14 protein-coding genes are annotated in these 15344 nt (G+C 68.9%); 5 read left to right on the top strand and 9 right to left on the bottom strand.

The window, feature by feature from the left end:
• Window positions 1-4 precede the first annotated feature (4 nt).
• The 9 genes from AAG801_RS05550 to AAG801_RS05510 form a co-directional block, all read right to left on the bottom strand.
• Complete coding sequence (locus AAG801_RS05550) at window positions 5-517, bottom strand: hypothetical protein (protein ID WP_341887513.1); 513 nt, start codon at window positions 515-517, stop codon at window positions 5-7.
• A gap of 64 nt (window positions 518-581) precedes the next feature.
• Entirely contained in the window at window positions 582-1172 is a 591-nt protein-coding gene (locus AAG801_RS05545) for a sigma-70 family RNA polymerase sigma factor (RefSeq protein WP_341887512.1), read from the bottom strand.
• Window positions 1173-1246: 74 nt separating this feature from the next.
• Window positions 1247-2473 (bottom strand): hypothetical protein, encoded by a 1227-nt coding sequence (locus tag AAG801_RS05540; RefSeq protein WP_341887511.1) that lies wholly within the window; start codon window positions 2471-2473, stop codon window positions 1247-1249.
• A gap of 117 nt (window positions 2474-2590) precedes the next feature.
• Window positions 2591-3040 (bottom strand): MaoC family dehydratase, encoded by a 450-nt coding sequence (locus tag AAG801_RS05535; protein ID WP_341887510.1) that lies wholly within the window; start codon window positions 3038-3040, stop codon window positions 2591-2593.
• Window positions 3037-4566: a 3-hydroxyacyl-CoA dehydrogenase gene (locus AAG801_RS05530; RefSeq protein WP_341887509.1), complete on the bottom strand. Its 1530-nt coding sequence runs from the start codon at window positions 4564-4566 to the stop codon at window positions 3037-3039. The genes AAG801_RS05535 and AAG801_RS05530 overlap by 4 nt, the downstream gene beginning before the upstream one ends.
• A gap of 14 nt (window positions 4567-4580) precedes the next feature.
• Window positions 4581-5876, bottom strand: coding sequence for a benzoyl-CoA 2,3-epoxidase subunit BoxA (gene boxA / locus AAG801_RS05525; protein ID WP_341887508.1), 1296 nt, complete (start codon window positions 5874-5876; stop codon window positions 4581-4583).
• 66 nt (window positions 5877-5942) lie between these two features.
• Complete coding sequence (boxB, locus tag AAG801_RS05520; RefSeq protein ID WP_341887507.1) at window positions 5943-7370, bottom strand: benzoyl-CoA 2,3-epoxidase subunit BoxB; 1428 nt, start codon at window positions 7368-7370, stop codon at window positions 5943-5945.
• Window positions 7371-7398: 28 nt separating this feature from the next.
• Entirely contained in the window at window positions 7399-9057 is a 1659-nt protein-coding gene (gene boxC / locus AAG801_RS05515) for a 2,3-epoxybenzoyl-CoA dihydrolase (protein WP_341887506.1), read from the bottom strand.
• A 140-nt stretch (window positions 9058-9197) separates the two neighbouring features.
• Window positions 9198-10148, bottom strand: coding sequence for a helix-turn-helix transcriptional regulator (locus AAG801_RS05510; protein WP_341887505.1), 951 nt, complete (start codon window positions 10146-10148; stop codon window positions 9198-9200).
• A gap of 89 nt (window positions 10149-10237) precedes the next feature.
• Between AAG801_RS05510 and AAG801_RS05505 the strand changes: the two genes are divergently transcribed.
• The 5 genes from AAG801_RS05505 to AAG801_RS05485 all read left to right on the top strand — a co-directional run.
• Window positions 10238-10702, top strand: a complete 465-nt coding sequence (locus tag AAG801_RS05505; RefSeq protein WP_341887504.1) for a DUF4863 family protein — start codon at window positions 10238-10240, stop codon at window positions 10700-10702.
• Between the two features lie 8 nt (window positions 10703-10710).
• Window positions 10711-12267, top strand: a complete 1557-nt coding sequence (locus AAG801_RS05500; protein ID WP_341887503.1) for a 3,4-dehydroadipyl-CoA semialdehyde dehydrogenase — start codon at window positions 10711-10713, stop codon at window positions 12265-12267.
• A gap of 10 nt (window positions 12268-12277) precedes the next feature.
• Window positions 12278-13867 carry a benzoate-CoA ligase family protein gene (locus tag AAG801_RS05495; RefSeq protein WP_341887502.1) on the top strand — a complete coding sequence of 530 codons (1590 nt, stop codon included), beginning with the start codon at window positions 12278-12280 and terminating at the stop codon, window positions 13865-13867.
• On the top strand, window positions 13864-14667 hold the full coding sequence (locus tag AAG801_RS05490) for an alpha/beta hydrolase (RefSeq protein ID WP_341887501.1): 804 nt from the start codon (window positions 13864-13866) through the stop codon (window positions 14665-14667). The genes AAG801_RS05495 and AAG801_RS05490 overlap by 4 nt, the downstream gene beginning before the upstream one ends.
• Before the next feature lie 20 nt (window positions 14668-14687).
• Window positions 14688-15344 (top strand): penicillin-binding protein activator (locus tag AAG801_RS05485; RefSeq protein ID WP_341887500.1); only part of this gene is annotated, 657 nt, incomplete at its 3' end.

The raw sequence follows: 15344 nt of genomic DNA, 5'->3' as shown, positions 1-15344 counted from the left end.
GCGCTCAGGGCCCGCGTGCGAGGTCGAAGGACGGGAAGCCGATCTCCCAGCCGTCGGCGCGCAGCGTCAGGGCGCAGACGCCGGTGGCCACCGGCTCGAACTCGAACTCGGACAGTTCGTTCCAGGCCACCTGCTGCGGCGCCGCATCGCCGCAGCGCAGCTCGGCGATACCAGCGGCGTCCGGGCCGAGCACCTGACCGCTGATGCGCCAGGTCCGGTCGGCCAGCGGTTCGAGGCGCAGGTCGATGTCGCGTCCCTCTGCGGAGAACAGCATCTGCCGTGTCGCCGAGGCACCGCTGGCGCGCAGGCCGAGCGCCAGGTTGCCGCCGTCCGCACTGTCGAAGCGCAGCGTGGCGATCCAGCGGCGCAGCGCACCGCCGGCCGTGGCCGTCGCGGTGCGCGGCTGCCACAGGTCGATGGCACGCTGGATCAGGTGCTCCGGCGCGTCTTCCAGCTGCCGGCTGTCGCGCAGCCGGCGTTGCAGGGTGTCGTCGTCGGGAAGAGACGCGTCGTTCATGGCAGCGGGTCCGAAAGTGTCATGCCGTGACAGAGCCAGCGGGGCGGGCGGAAATACCGAGGCATCACATCGAAGCCAGCAGTTGGCGCAATTTGTCCAGCGCCCGTGCCCGCGTCGGGCCGATGCTGCCCTCGGCGATGCCCAGCCGCGCGGCGATCTCGGCATAGGGTGGCGGCTCGTCCTGCAGGAACAGCAGCTCGAGCAACTGCCGGTGGCGTGGCTCGAGCCGCTCGAGCGCGCGGCGCACGCGGTCCTGCTCCTGCAGTTCACCGAGCATCGCTTCCGGCAGCGGCGCCGGGTCGGCAATTCGCTCGAGCGGGTCCTCGGTGTCGCCATCCTCGCTGCCCGCCGGTCCGGCGAGGTCGACGATGCGGCGCGACTGCTCGAGCAGCCGCAGCGTCTCGCGCTTCGCGGTGGTGACCAGCCAGGCATGCACCCGCGCGCCGTCGTCCAGCTTGTCGATGTGCTCGAACAGCCGCGAGAAGGTGAACTGGAAGACATCGGCGGCCTGCTCGTCGGACAGGCCGGCGCGGCGCGGCACGGTGTAGACGAGGCGCTGGAAGCGGCGCACCAGCGTGCTCCAGGCGGCCTGCCGGCCCTCGCGGCACTTCGCCACCAGGTCGGCGTCGGTCAGGTCGTCGAGCGCGTCGAGCAAGGGGCGTCATCAATGAGTGAAAGGCCGGCGCGATGATGCCACGCCGGCCTTCCCTCAACGACGCCCGGGTCTCGTCACAGCGCGGCGCACTGGTCCTCCTTGCTGTCGGCGACATTGCCGCTGCCGGTCGGTGCGGGCAGGTTCTCCTTGCACTGCAGGTTGCCGCCCATGCGGTTGGCGCTGAGCGACAGGCCACCGAGGTTGCCCACCGCCTGCAGGTTGCCGCCGATCGCGTTGGCCGAGGCAGTGACCGGGCCGCCCATCGCGTCGATCTGCAGGTCGCCGGTGATGCTCGCACCGGTGACGGAAGCGCCGCCACCCTGCTTGATCTGCACCGAGCCGCCGAAGCTGGAGCTGCCGGAGACTGCCGTGCTCGCCGCGCCGTCGGCCTGCAGGTTGCCGTTGACACGCACGTCGCTGGCGACCAGCGTCGCGCCGGTGTTGACGATGATCGAGCCGATCAGCCGCGTGCCTTCGAGCACGCAGCTGGCGCCGGCCGGCACGATCACCGTGTCGAGCGAGTCGGCGCCGATGCGCAGGCCGTCGCAGGTGACGTTGCCCGACAGCGGGCCGGGTGCCGGCGTGACGCCGCCGCCGCTGCCCCCACCGCCGCTGCCGCCACCACCCCCGGTGCCGGTCTCCACGCACTGGTCCTCGATCGAGGCGGCAGTGTTGCCCGCGGCGTAGGGCGCCGGGTTGTTCTCCTTGCACTGCAGGTTGCCGTTGATGCGGTTGTCGGTGATGGTCAGCCCGCCGAGGTTGCCGACCGCCTGCAGGCTGCCGCCGATCTGGTTGTCGTGCGCCGTGACGGCGCTGCGCATCGCATCGATCTGCAGGTCGCCGGTGATGCGCAGCATCTCGACCTGCGCCGAGCCGCCCTGCTTGACCTGCACCGAGCCGCCCACCGAGGCGTCGACCAGCGCGACGTGAGCTGCGCCTTCGGCCTGCACGCTGCCGTTCATGGCGATGCCGTCGGCATCGAGCATCGCGCCGCGGCCGACGGTGATGTTGCCGATCAGCACCGTGCCGTCGAGCTGGCAGACGGCGTCGGCCGGCACGTCGATCGAATCGAGGCGGAGCGCGCCGATCGCCATGTTGCGGCAGGTCACGTTGCCGGACAGGCCGGCCGGTGCCGGCGCCAGCGCCGGGCCGGCGGCCAGGGCCTGCGCGGCGGCGTCGGACTGCGGCGGCGTGCTGCCACCGGTCGGTGCGGAATCACCGCCGCCGCCACCGCCGCAGGCGACCAGCAGGGCACAGGCGGCGGCAATCGCGGCCGGGCGAAACAGGAGCTTCGTGTTCATCGTCGGGTCCTTTCGGTTCGATGGCGACCGCTGCGGGCTGCAGCCGGCCTTCCGGTCGGACAGAGGACCCGGCCGGCGCGGAAATACACGCCGGCCAGACAAAGTGCGCTGCCCCGTTCAGGCAGGTGGCGTGGCCGCCAGGTCGAACAGGCTGGTCGCTTCCAGGTCGAGTACCTCGGTGCCGTGCTGGTTGAAGAGTTGCCAGCGCCAGCGCAGGATGCCCAGCGAGCTCTTGCCTTTGGAGCGGCGCGTCTCGACCACGGTGGCGCGCACACGCAAGGCGTCGCCCGGTCGCACCGGGTGCGGCCACTTCACGTAGGCCAGGCCCGGCGACGCGAAGGACTCGCTGCCGGCCAGCGCCGCGTCGGCCACCAGCCGCATCGCGATGCCGCAGGTGTGCCAGCCGCTGGCGATCAGGCCCTCGAAGCGGCCTTTCGAGGCCGCCCGCGCATCGGTGTGGAACCACTGCGGGTCGTACTGGGTGGCGAAGCGGACGATTTCCTCTTCGCTCACTTCATAGGGGCCGGCCTCGATGACCTGACCAATTTCGAACTCGGCGAACTTCATGAATGGTGAGCGCGACGACGCAGCCACGGGCTGAGGCGGTAGCGCTCGCCGCGGTACTCGGCATCGAGCGCCCTCACCACACCGGCCACGCCGTCGACGCTCCAGCGCGACAGCCACTCGAACGGCCCGGCCGGATAGTTGACGCCGAGCTTCATCGCGGCGTCGGCGCCGGCCTCGTCGCAGACGCCCTGCAGCACGGCGTCGGCGCCCTCGTTGATCAGCATGGCGATCGTGCGCGCCACCACCAGGCCCGGCGCGTCGGCCAGCGGCAGCGGCGTGAAGCCCAGTGCGGCCAGCCAGGCGCCGGCCTGGGTGCGCCAGGCTTCGCTCGCGCCGGGGGCGACAGCGTAGGCGAGCGCGGTGCCGGCGGCGATCGGCATCACGACCGGGCGGTCGAACACCGCGACGTCGGCGCAATGCAGGTCCCTCGAGAGTTGCTGCGCGCTGCGGCCGTCGGTCAGCACCAGGCGGGCGCCGTCGATCGACAGGCCGACCCAGGCGCTCGACAGATCACGCGCCGGCCCCCAGCCCTGCGGCGCGAGCGCGGCGATGGCGGCATGCTCGAGGTGGTCGGCGATCGGGCCGATGCCGTGTACCGTGACCTCGCGCGCCGTGGCCGGCGCCTCGTGCACCGCGACTGGCAGCGGCGGGATGCCGGCGCCGTCGCCATAGGCGTAGAAACCGCGGCCGCTCTTGCGACCGAACAAGCCGCCGGCGACCATCTCGCGCTGCACCAGCGAGGGCACGTAGCGCTTGTCGAAGAAGTTCGCTTCGTAGACGGAGTTGGTGACGGCGAAGTTGGTGTCGTGCCCGATCAGGTCCATCAGCTCGCACGGCCCCATGCGGAAGCCTGCGGCTTTCAGGCAGGCGTCGAGCACCTGCGGCGTGGTGGCCTGCTCCTGCAGCAGCGCCAGCGTCTCGGCGTAGTAGGGCCGCGCAATCCGGTTGACGATGAACCCCGGCGTGCTCTTCGCATGCACCGGCACCTTGCCCCAGGCCGTGCTCAGTTCGAAGATCGCCTCGGCCACCATGGGCAAGGTCTGCAGCCCGTGCACCACCTCGACCAGCTTCATCAGCGGCACCGGATTGAAGAAGTGCATGCCGACCAGGCGCGCCGGATGCTTCAGCCCGTTGGCGATGGCGGTGACGCTGATCGACGAGGTGTTGGTGGCGAGCACGGTGCCCGTCGCCACGATGGCTTCGAGCTCGCGGAACAGCGAACGCTTGGCGTCGAGGTTCTCGACGATCGCTTCGACGACGAGGCCGGCGTCGCGCGCCTCGGCCAGCGAGGTGATCGGTGCGATGCGAGCCATTGCCGCCTGCACCGCCTCGGCGCCGAGCTTGCCCTTGTCGACCAGGCCCTTGAGCGTGGCCGCCAGCTTGTCCAGCGCCTGCACGGCCGCGCCTTCGCGCATGTCGAACAGCTGCACGTGGTGGCCGGCCAATGCCGCCACCTGCACGATGCCGGCACCCATGATGCCGGCGCCCACCACCAGCACCGGCGTGCCGCGAAGATCGATGCTCATGATTCGTCAGTTCTTCAGTACGTCTCGAGGTGCAGGCGCCCTTCGCGCTTGAGCGCCGCGCCGACGGTGTCCCAGTCCATGCCGGCGCCGCGCGCGATGTCGCGCAGCGTGGCGACCACGCCCTCTTCCATCGCCTTCAGGCCGCAGACGTAGAAGCAGGCGTTCGGGTCGGCCAGCAGCGCGGCCAGGTCCGCCGCGCGTTCGGCCATCGCATGCTGCACGTAGCGCTTGGGCTGCCCCGGCGTGCGGCTGAAGGCGAAGTTGATGTCGATGAAATCCTTCGGCAGGTTCTGCAGCGGGCCGAAGTAAGGCAGTTCCTCCTTGGTGCGCGCGCCGAAGAACAGCATCAGCTTGCCGCCCTCGAACTTGCCGCTCTGGCGCAGCCGACGGCGCCATTCGGTCATCGCGCGCATCGGCGCCGAGCCGGTGCCGGTGCAGATCATCACGATGTGGCTCTTCGGGTGGTTGGGCATCAGGAAGGTGCTGCCGAACGGGCCGATCACCTGCACCGTGTCGCCGACCTTCAGGTCGCACATGTAGTTGCTCGCCACGCCGCGCACCGGCTGGCCCTGATGGTCCTCGAGCACGCGCTTGATGGTCAGCGAGACGTTGTTGTAGCCCGGCCGTTCGCCGTTGCGCGGGCTGGCGATCGAGTACTGGCGTGCGTGGTGGGCGCGGCCGCTGGCGTCCGTGCCCGGCGGCACGACGCCGATGCTCTGGCCTTCCAGCACCGGGAAGGGCATGGTGCCGAAGTCGAGCACGATGTGGTGCGTGTCGTAATCGTGACCCGCCAGCTTGCCGACTTCGGTGACGCGCACGTTGCCGACCACCGTGGCCGTGACGCTCTTCTCCGCCGCCTTCGGGCCGTAGAGGTTGGTGTAGGCGTGCGCGGCCGACCAGGGCGGCAGCGTCGCGTTGTACTGCGCGCTGTTGAACGCCGCCTCGGCGCCCGGCGTGGCGCTCGCGGCGCTGCCGGCCGTTGCGGGCTCGGGCGCGGCCAGTGCCTCGGCGCCGACGCCGGCCTCGGCCAGTTGCTCCGGCGTCAGCTCGGCGGGCAGTTCATCCCAGCCGAACTGCTCGGCGATGCCGTAGGCGCGCACCCGCGGCACGCTGCGCCAGTTGTCGATGCTGCCGGTCGGGCAGGGCGAGACGCAGTCCATGCACAGGTTGCACTTCTCCGCGTCGACCACGTAGTTGCGCGAGTCGTGCGTGATCGCCTGCACCGGGCAGATCGCTTCGCAGGTGTTGCAGCGGATGCAGATCTCGGGGTCGATCAGGTGCTGTTTGATGACGGTGACAGCCATGTCCATCGCCTTGTCTCCTGGAAAGGCAAGGGGCCCGCGGGCCCCTTGCGACAGCCTCGATGATGCGCGAGATCAGTTGAAGCGCACGTACTCGAAATCCACCGGCTGGCGGTTGATGCCCATGACCGGCGGCGCGATCCAGTTGGCGAACTTGCCCGGCTCGACGACGCGGCCCATCAGGCTGGCGACGAAGGCACGGTCGCCGCCGGAGGGCAGCCACTCGTCGACCTTGGCGGCCCACTCGGCTTCGCTGACCACGCGACCGTCCGGACTCACCTTCACGCCGGCGAGCGCGCCGATGTTGCGGTGGAAGGCCTTGTGCGGCGTCTTCAGGCGGAACGGGATGCCGGCCTTCTCGATCACCTTGTTCCAGCGCTCCACGCCGGCGATCGAGTCCTTGATGTAGTCGTCGCGCAGCACTTCGTTGAGCGCGTTGAGCATCGGCACCTCGCGCTCGACCAGTTGGCCGCCCACCACATTCAGCACGCGGTAGGTCTGGCCCTTGAGGATGTGGTCGTCGACACGCTTGCCCTCTTCGTAGCGGCCCTTCAGGCCGGTCGAGTAGAAGGTCGCGGCGTTGCTCGACTCATCGGCGCCGAACAGGTCGATGGTCACCGAGAAGTGGAAGTTCAGGTAGCGCTGCAGCGTCGGCAGGTCGATCACGCCGGCCTCGCGCAGCTTCTTCGGGTCGTCGGTCTTCATCTCGTTCATCGCCGCGCAGGTGCGCTGGATGACGCGGCTGATGCCCGACTCGCCGACGAACATGTGGTGCGCTTCCTCGGTCAGCATGAACTTGGTCGTGCGGGCCAGCGGGTCGAAGGAACTTTCCGCCAGCGCGCACAGCTGGAACTTGCCGTCGCGGTCGGTGAAGTAGGTGAACATGAAGAACGACAGCCAGTCCGGCGTCTCTTCGTTGAAGGCCTGCAGGATGCGCGGGTTGTCCTCCTGGCCGCTGCGGCGCTCGAGCAGCGCTTCGCCTTCCTCGCGGCCGTCGCGGCCGAAGTACTTGTGCAGCAGGTAGACCATCGCCCACAGGTGGCGGCCTTCCTCGACGTTGACCTGGAACAGGTTGCGCAGGTCGTACTGGCTCGGGCAGGTCAGGCCGAGGTGGCGCTGCTGCTCGACCGAGGCCGGCTCGGTGTCACCCTGGGTGACGATGATGCGGCGCAGGTTGGCGCGGTACTCGCCGGGGATGTCCTGCCAGGCGTCCTCGCCCTTGTGGTCGCCGAAATGGATCTTGCGATCCTTCTCGGCCGGATTCAGGAAGATGCCCCAGCGGTAGTCGGGCATCTTCACGTGGCCGAACTGCGCCCAGCCCTGCGGGTCGACGCTGACGGCGGTGCGCAGATAGACGTCGAAGTCCTGCGAGCCGTCCGGGCCCATGTCGCCCCACCACTGCAGGTAGTTCGGCTGCCACTGCTCGAGCGCGCGCTGCAGCGTGCGGTCCTCGCTGAGGTTGACGTTGTTGGGGATCTTGTCGCTGTAGTTGATCGTGCTCATGCTGTCTGCTCCGTGTTCCGATTGCTGCTTAGACGCGATTCCAGTCGAAGGCGGCCTTGTCGCCCTTGCCGTAGACCTTCAGCGCACCCTTCTCGCCGACGGCGTTGGGGCGCTGGAAGATCCAGTTCTGCCAGGCGGTCAGCCGGCCGAAGACGCGGGTGAACATGTTCTCCGGGCCGTTGAAGCGCAGGTTGGCTTCCATGCCGGTCAGCGCGTCGGGGCTCATGGCCACACGCTCCTCGATGGCGATGCGCGTCTCGTCCGGCCAGTCGATGTCGTCCGGGTTGCTGGTCACCAGGCCCAGCGCGAAGGCGGCGTCGGCGTCCAGCGGCTTGCCGGCCTGGGCGCGCACCGCGTCGAGCGCGGCCTGTTCCGCATAGAAGCGGCGCTCCAGGCGGCTCTGGCCGGTGACCATCGGGAAGAGGCCGAAGTTGGCGTCGGCGACGGTGATCTTCGGCGCCTTGGCCTCGTCGTCGGGCAGCGCCAGGTGGTAGCTGCGGTCGCAGGCCAGCGCCAGCTCGAGGAAGCTGCCGGCGAAGCAGGAGCCCGGCTCGATCAGCGCGAAGAGGCTGCGCGAGGACACGTCGATGCGGCTGAAGGTGCGGCGCAGCAGGCCGATGGTCTCGCGCACCAGCCAGTGGTTCTGGTTGGCCAGCAGCGTGGCGTCCATCGCCAGCACGGCGGCGGCGTCGCCTTCGGTCTTGATCAGCCACAGGCCGATGTCGAGCTCGTTGGTGCGCATGTTCAGGATGGCGTCTTCCAACTCGCGGGCCATCGCCAGCGGGTACCAGTTCGCGCCGGCGGCCTCGATGCCGGCCGCGTCGTTCGGCTGCGCGCCGGTCGGGGCCTTGACGGTGAAGACGGCGGTGCGCTTCGCACGGTCGATCTCGACCGTCACGTTCGGGTAGCGCAGCGCGTTCGGCTCGATCGTGCGGGTCAGCGGGGCGAGCTTGACGCCCTTGCCATTCGCCGGGCGGTCGCTCTGCTTCGCCAGTTCGAGCGCACGCTCCTGCACCTTGGCGGCGAACACCGCCGGCTTGGCGATGTCGTCGACCAGGCGCCAGTCCTTCGCCTTCTGGCCGCGCACGCCTTCGGTGGTGGTGCAGAAGATGTCGGCCAGGTCGTGGCGCACCTTGCGCTTGTCGGTCACGCGGGTCAGGCCGCCGGTGCCGGGCAGCACGCCGAGCAGCGGCACTTCCGGCAGGCTGACCGCGCTGCTGCGGTCGTCGACCAGGATGATCTCGTCGCAGGCCAGGGCCAGCTCGTAGCCGCCGCCGGCGCAGGCGCCATTGACCGCTGCCAGGAACTTCAGGCCGCTGTGCCTGGAGGTGTCTTCCAGGCCGTTGCGCGTCTCGTTGGTGAACTTGCAGAAGTTCACCTTCCAGGCATGGCTGCTGACGCCGAGCATGAAGATGTTGGCGCCGGAGCAGAACACCTTCTCCTTGGCGCTGGTCAGCACCACCGTGCGCACCTCGGGGTGCTCGAAGCGGATGCGGTTCATCGCATCGTTCAGCTCGATGTCGACGCCGAGGTCGTAGCTGTTCAGCTTGAGCTTGTAGCCAGGGCGCAGGCCGCCGTTCTCGTCGAAGTCGGCGGCCAGCGTGGCCACCGGGCCTTCGAACTTGAGCTTCCAGTGGCGGTATTGCTCGGGCGAGGTCTGGTAGTCGACGCGCAGGTCTTGGGTCATGGGTGTCTCCCGGTCAGGATGCAAAGGGCTGCAGGTGTTTGGTCAGCGAATGATGAGCAGCATAGTGCATCAGCTTTCGAAGATCAAGCACTTGAATGCATTTTTATGCATGTCTCGGGTTTGACCCGATCTGCACCGCGTCAGGCCGGCAGTTCGAGTGCCTCCCGCACCAGGGCGCGCAGCGCCACGAAGGTCGGTTCCAGCGCTTGCGTGCTGGTGTCGAGCTGGAACTCCGCCTTCGAATAGAAGGCGGCGCGGCCGGCCAGGATGGACTTCAGGTCCTCCATCGCCTCGCGGCTGGCGGCCATCGGGCGTGTGTCGCCTTGAGCGAGTACCCGCTTCATGTGGTCTTCAGCATCGGCCTGCAGCCAGACCGTGGTGCAGTGCTGCAGCAGCAGATTGAAGTTGGCCGGATCGGAGACGATGCCGCCGGGTGTGGCGATCACCGCTTCGGGATAGATCTGGATCGATTCCTCCAGCGCGCGGCGCTCGTAGCGCCGGTAGGCGTTCTGGCCGTAGAGCGCCTGGATCTCGCTGATGCTGCAGCCGGCGAACTTCTCGATCTCGCGGCTGAGTTCGACGAACGGGAAGCCCAGGTCTTCGGCCAGCATGGCGCCGAGCGTCGACTTGCCGGCGCCGCGCAGGCCGATCAACGCCACCTGCGGACTGCGCTTGCGCCCGTGGCTGGCGTTGGCGCCACCGGTGCCGAGCATTTCGCCGACGGCCACGCGCACCCGGTGCAGCGTCTCCTCGTCACGGCCCTCGAGCAGTTCGCGCAGCATCAGCCACTCAGGTGTGCTTGTGCTCACATCGCCAAGAAGCTCTGCCAATGAGCATTGCAGCGCACGGGCGACGTCGAGCAGCACGAGGATGGAGGCGTTGCCGACACCGTACTCCAGGTTGGCCAGGTGGCGTTCGGAGACGTCCGCCGCCACGGCCAGCGCCTTGCGCGTCATCCCGCGGCGGGAGCGCAGGGCCCGGGTGCGCTCACCGAGTGCCACCAGGAACGGGTTCTTCGCCTCCTCGCCCTCCTCGCCGGGCGCGATCTCGCCCTGGGGATTCCCCGGGGCCTGCAATATAGTGCTTGACATGGTGTTCTTCGCGCTCTAGAGTGCCTGCAAGCACAATACTGCATCCCCTTCGCCAAGGCAAGGCGGATGCGGCCCCTGGAGACTGGACCATGACCCCCGACAAGTTCCGCGCACAGATCGCCGCGTTGACCGCGCAACTCGCCGGCCGCGCCATCGACGCCGATCTCGACGCCTGGCTGAACCGCGAGCACGGCGCCGGCAGCGCCACGTTCCAGTCGCTCAAAGCCAGTTGTGAAGCTGGCGCGGCCGAAGGCTGGCTATGCAACCGTGAAGGCGGCGGCATCAAGTACGGCCGCATCTTCAAGCCGGCCGAGGACTTGCACGGCTTCTCGGTCGACGTGGTCGACATGACCGACATCGCCGGCCCGCACCATGTTCATCCGAACGGCGAGATCGACCTGCACATGCCGCTGGAGGGCGACGCCACCTTCGACGGCCGCCCCGCCGGCTGGGTGGTCATGCCGCCGGGCAGCGCGCATCGCCCGACCGTGCGCCAGGGCCGCGCCCTGGTGCTCTATCTGCTGCCGCAAGGCGCGATCGAATTCACCAAGTGACCCTCCCCATGAGCGAACTTCTGCAGAACTACCTCGGCGGCCGCTGGACTTCCGGCAGCGGCGCCGGCACGGCGCTGTTCGATCCGGTGCTCGGCACCGAGGTCGCGCGTGTGGATGCCACTGGCATGGATCTGCGCGCCGGCTTCGCCTTCGCGCGCCAGACCGGCGGGGCCGCGCTGCGCGCGATGACTTACCGCGAACGCGCCGCGATGCTGGCTGCTGCAGTGAAGGTGCTGCAAGCGAAGCGCGATGACTACTACGCCATCGCCACCGCCAACAGCGGCACGGTGAAGAACGACTCGGCGGTGGACATCGACGGCGGCATCTACACACTCTCGACCTACGCCAAGCTGGGCGACGGCCTGGGCGACCGCCGCTTCCTGCTCGACGGCGAACCTGCGCGCCTGGCCAAGGACCCGCTGTTCCAGAGCCAGCATGTGCTGGTGCCCTCGCGCGGCCTGGCCCTCTTCATCAACGCCTTCAACTTCCCGAGCTGGGGCCTGTGGGAGAAGGCCGCGCCGGCCCTGCTGTCGGGTGTGCCGGTGGTCATCAAGCCGGCCACCGCCACCGCCTGGCTGACGCAGCGCATGGTGCAGGACGTGGTCAATGCCGGTGTGCTGCCGGCGGGCGCGCTGTCGGTGGTCTGCGGCAGCTCGGCCGGGCTGATGGATGCGCTCGAGCCCTTCGACGTGGTCTCCTTCACCGGCTCGGCCGAGACGGCCGCGCTGATCCGCTCGCATACCGCGGTCACGCAGCGCTCGGTGCGCGTGAACATCGAGGCCGACAGCGTCAACAGCGCGCTGCTGCTCGAAGGCGAGGCGCCGGGCAGCGAGGCCTTCGAGCTGCTGGCCAAGGAAGTGGCGCGCGAGATGACGCAGAAGTCGGGCCAGAAGTGCACCGCGATCCGGCGTGTCTTCGTGCCCGAAGTGCTGTACGCGCAAGCTGCCGAGGCGATCTCGGCGCGCCTGGCCAAGACCACGGTCGGCAACCCGCGCAACGAGAGCGTGCGCATGGGCGCGCTGGTGAGCCACGCGCAGCTGAACGCGGTGCGCGAGGGCCTGGTCCATCTGCAGGCCCAGGCCGAGACGCTGCACGACGGAGCCAAGCACGCGCTGGTCGATGTCGACCCGGCCGTGGCCTGCTGCGTCGGCCCGACGCTGCTGGGCACCCGCCACGCCGCCGGCAGCGATGCCAGCGACCGCATCCACGACACCGAGGTGTTCGGCCCCGTGGCCACGCTCGTGCCCTATCGCGACCGCAACCATGCGCTGCAGCTGATCGCACGCGGTCAGGGTTCGCTGGTCGCGTCGCTGTACGGCAGCGATTCCAAGGCACTGGCTGACGCCGCAATCGAGCTCGCACCGCTGCACGGCCGAGTGCACGTGATCAGCCCGGACGTCGCTGCACTGCACACCGGCCACGGCAACGTGATGCCGCAGTCGCTGCACGGCGGCCCCGGCCGCGCGGGCGGCGGCGAAGAGCTCGGCGGACTGCGTGCGTTGAGCTTCTATCACCGGCGCGCCGCCGTCCAGGCGAGCACCGACACCCTGGCCCATCTGGCCTGAGGAGACAAAGATGACCCAGACCGACATCGCCGACGTTGCCGCCCCCCCTGAGCGCTTCAACTTCGCGCAGCACCTGCTGGCGGTCAACGCCGAGCGAGCGGCCAAGGCCGCCTTCATCGACGACGCCGGCACGCTCAGCTACGGCGATCTCGCCGAACGTGTGAAGCGCCTCGCCGCTGGCCTGCGCGGGCTCGGCCTCAAGCGAGAAGAACGCGTGCTGCTGCTGATGCAGGACGGCAACGACTGGCCGGTCAGCTTCCTCGGCGCGATGTATGCCGGCGTGGTGCCGGTGGCCGTCAACACCCTGCTGACCGCCGACGACTACGCCTACATGCTCGAGCACAGCCGCGCGCAGGCGGTGCTGGTGTCGGGCGCGCTGCTGCCGGCGCTGACCAGCGCGCTGATCAAGTCGGACCACGAGGTGCAGAAGGTCATCGTCTCGCGGCCCGTCGCACCCTTGCACCCGGCCGAGGTGGAGTTCGAGGCCTTCCTCGCCGCGCAGTCGCCGCAGGCCAAGCCGGCCGGCACCGGCCCGGACGACCCGGGCTTCTGGCTCTACTCGTCGGGCTCCACCGGCCGCCCCAAGGGAACGGTGCACTCCCACGCCAACCCCTACTGGACCTGCGAGCTGTACGGCAAGGGCGTGCTCGGCTTGACCGAGCGCGACGTCTGCTTCTCCGCCGCCAAGCTGTTCTTCGCCTATGGCCTGGGCAACGCGCTGAGCTTCCCGATGAGCGTCGGCGCGACGACGATCCTGATGGCCGAACGGCCGACACCCGACGCCACCTTCAAGCGCTGGACCGGCGGCATCGCGAACACCAAGCCGACCGTGTTCTACGGCGCGCCGACCGGCTTCGCCGGCATGCTGGCGTCTCCGAACCTGCCGAAGAAGGGCGACGTGGCGCTGCGCCTCGTTTCCTCGGCCGGCGAGGCACTTCCCGCCGAACTCGGCGAGCGCTTCAAGGCGCATTTCGGAACCGACATCGTCGACGGCATCGGCTCCACCGAGATGCTGCATATCTTCATCTCCAACCGGCCCGACAAGGTGCGCTACGGCACCACCGGCTGGCCGGTGCCGGGCTACCAGATCGAACTGCGCGGCGACGACGGCGGTGCCGTGCCCGACGGCGAGCCGGGCGACCTCTACATCCACGGCCCCTCGGCGGCGATGATGTACTGGGGCAACCGCCAGAAGACGCGCGACACCTTCCAGGGTGGCTGGACCAAGAGCGGCGACAAGTCCATCCGCAACGCCGACGGCAGCTACACCTACGGCGGGCGCAGCGACGACATGCTCAAGGTCAGCGGCATCTACGTCTCGCCCTTCGAGGTCGAGGCGACGCTGGTGCAGCACCCGGCGGTGCTGGAAGCGGCGGTGATCGGTGTGCCCGATGCGGAGGGCCTGACCAAGACCAAGGCCTTCGTCGTGCTCAAGCAAGGCGCCAGCGCGACCGACGCCGAACTGAAGGCCTTCGTCAAGGACAAGCTCGCACCCTACAAGTACCCGCGCCAGATCGTCTTCGTCAGCGACCTGCCGAAGACGGCCACCGGCAAGATCCAGCGCTTCAAGCTGCGTGACATGGAGAAGGGTGCGCAGTGAGCTCGTCGTTCGTCGAGATCGACTGGCGCGGCCGCAGGGTCCGCATCGAGCACGCCTTCATTGCGCCGGAGCGCAAGGCGGCGCCGCTGGTCGTCTTCCTGCACGAAGGCCTGGGCTCGCTGGCGATGTGGCGCGACTTCCCGACAGCTTTCTGCGACGCCGCCGGCGTGCGCGGCCTCGTCTACTCGCGCCCCGGCTACGGCCGCTCGACGCCGCGTGCACCCGAGGAGGCCTGGGACCTGGACTTCATGCACCGCCAGGCACACGAGGTGCTGCCGGCGTTGCTGACCGCACTCGACATCGACGCGACGCACGACAAGCCCTGGCTGTTCGGCCATAGCGATGGCGCCTCGATCACGCTGCTCTACGCCGCGAAGCTGCGCGAAAGCGTAGCGGGCGCCATCGTGCTGGCGCCGCACATCCTGGTCGAGGACTTGTCGGTGGCGAGCATCGCCAAGGCGAAGACCGCCTACGAGACCACCGACCTGAAGCAGCGCCTGGCGAAGTACCACGACGACCCCGACTCGGCCTTCTACGGATGGAACCGCATCTGGCTGCATCCGCCGTTCCGCCAGTGGTCGATCGAGCAGGAGATCGCCGCCATCACCTGCCCGCTGCTCGCCGTTCAAGGACTGGACGACGAGTACGGCACGCTGGAGCAGATCCGCGGCATCGCACGGCGTGTGCCGCAGACCGAACTGCTGGAACTGCCGGATTGCGGCCACTCGCCACACAAGGACCAGCCCCAGGCAGTGATCGCCGCCGCCACCCGATTCATTCGTTCGCAAGTACGTTCGTGACTCACCGGAGACAAACACCCATGAAGCTCAAGCTCATCACCCTCGCCGCCGCACTCGTTGCCGCTTCCGCTGCCCAGGCGCAACAGGCCAAGCTCAAGGTCGGCCTGATGCTGCCGGCCACCGGCACCTTCGCCGCACTCGGCACCGCCATCGAGAACGGCTTCCGCCTGCACGTGGCGGAACAGGGCGGCAAGCTCGGCGGCCGCGAGATCGAGTTCGTCAAGATCGACGACGAGAGCGATCCGGCCAAGGCCACCGACAACGTCAACAAGCTGATCAAGCGCGACAACGTCGACGTGCTGGTCGGCACGGTGCACTCGGGCGTGGCGATGGCGATGGCCAAGGTCGCCAAGGACACCGGCACGCTGCTGCTGGTGCCCAACGCCGGCGCCGACGCGGTGACCGGCCCGATGTGCGCGCCGAACATCTTCCGCTCCAGCTTCAGCAACTGGCAGCCGGGCTACGCGATGGGCGAGGTGGTGGCCAAGAAGGGCCACAAGAACGTCGTCACCATCACCTGGAAGTACGCCGCCGGCGACGAGTCGGTCAAGGGCTTCAAGGAGGCCTTCGAGAAGTCCGGCGGCAAGGTGGTCAAGGAGCTGTCGCTGCCCTTCCCCAACGTCGAGTTCCAGGCGCTACTGACCGAGATCGCGGCGAGCAAGCCCGATGCGGTCTAC

The organism is Variovorax sp. YR752, from assembly GCF_943372545.1.
This window is presented reverse-complemented; position numbering and strand designations above follow the sequence as displayed.

What these genes read in the sequence shown, in the direction of transcription:
- AAG801_RS05535 (WP_341887510.1), bottom strand. Translation starts at nt 3,040, where the DNA reads ATGAAGTTCGCCGAGTTCGAAATTGGTCAGGTCATCGAGGCCGGCCCC.
- AAG801_RS05505 (WP_341887504.1), top strand. Translation starts at nt 10,238, where the DNA reads ATGACCCCCGACAAGTTCCGCGCACAGATCGCCGCGTTGACCGCGCAA.
- boxC (WP_341887506.1), bottom strand. Translation starts at nt 9,057, where the DNA reads ATGACCCAAGACCTGCGCGTCGACTACCAGACCTCGCCCGAGCAATAC.
- AAG801_RS05540 (WP_341887511.1), bottom strand. Translation starts at nt 2,473, where the DNA reads ATGAACACGAAGCTCCTGTTTCGCCCGGCCGCGATTGCCGCCGCCTGT.
- AAG801_RS05495 (WP_341887502.1), top strand. Translation starts at nt 12,278, where the DNA reads ATGACCCAGACCGACATCGCCGACGTTGCCGCCCCCCCTGAGCGCTTC.
- AAG801_RS05550 (WP_341887513.1), bottom strand. Translation starts at nt 517, where the DNA reads ATGAACGACGCGTCTCTTCCCGACGACGACACCCTGCAACGCCGGCTG.
- AAG801_RS05510 (WP_341887505.1), bottom strand. Translation starts at nt 10,148, where the DNA reads ATGTCAAGCACTATATTGCAGGCCCCGGGGAATCCCCAGGGCGAGATC.
- AAG801_RS05500 (WP_341887503.1), top strand. Translation starts at nt 10,711, where the DNA reads ATGAGCGAACTTCTGCAGAACTACCTCGGCGGCCGCTGGACTTCCGGC.
- boxB (WP_341887507.1), bottom strand. Translation starts at nt 7,370, where the DNA reads ATGAGCACGATCAACTACAGCGACAAGATCCCCAACAACGTCAACCTC.
- boxA (WP_341887508.1), bottom strand. Translation starts at nt 5,876, where the DNA reads ATGGACATGGCTGTCACCGTCATCAAACAGCACCTGATCGACCCCGAG.
- AAG801_RS05530 (WP_341887509.1), bottom strand. Translation starts at nt 4,566, where the DNA reads ATGAGCATCGATCTTCGCGGCACGCCGGTGCTGGTGGTGGGCGCCGGC.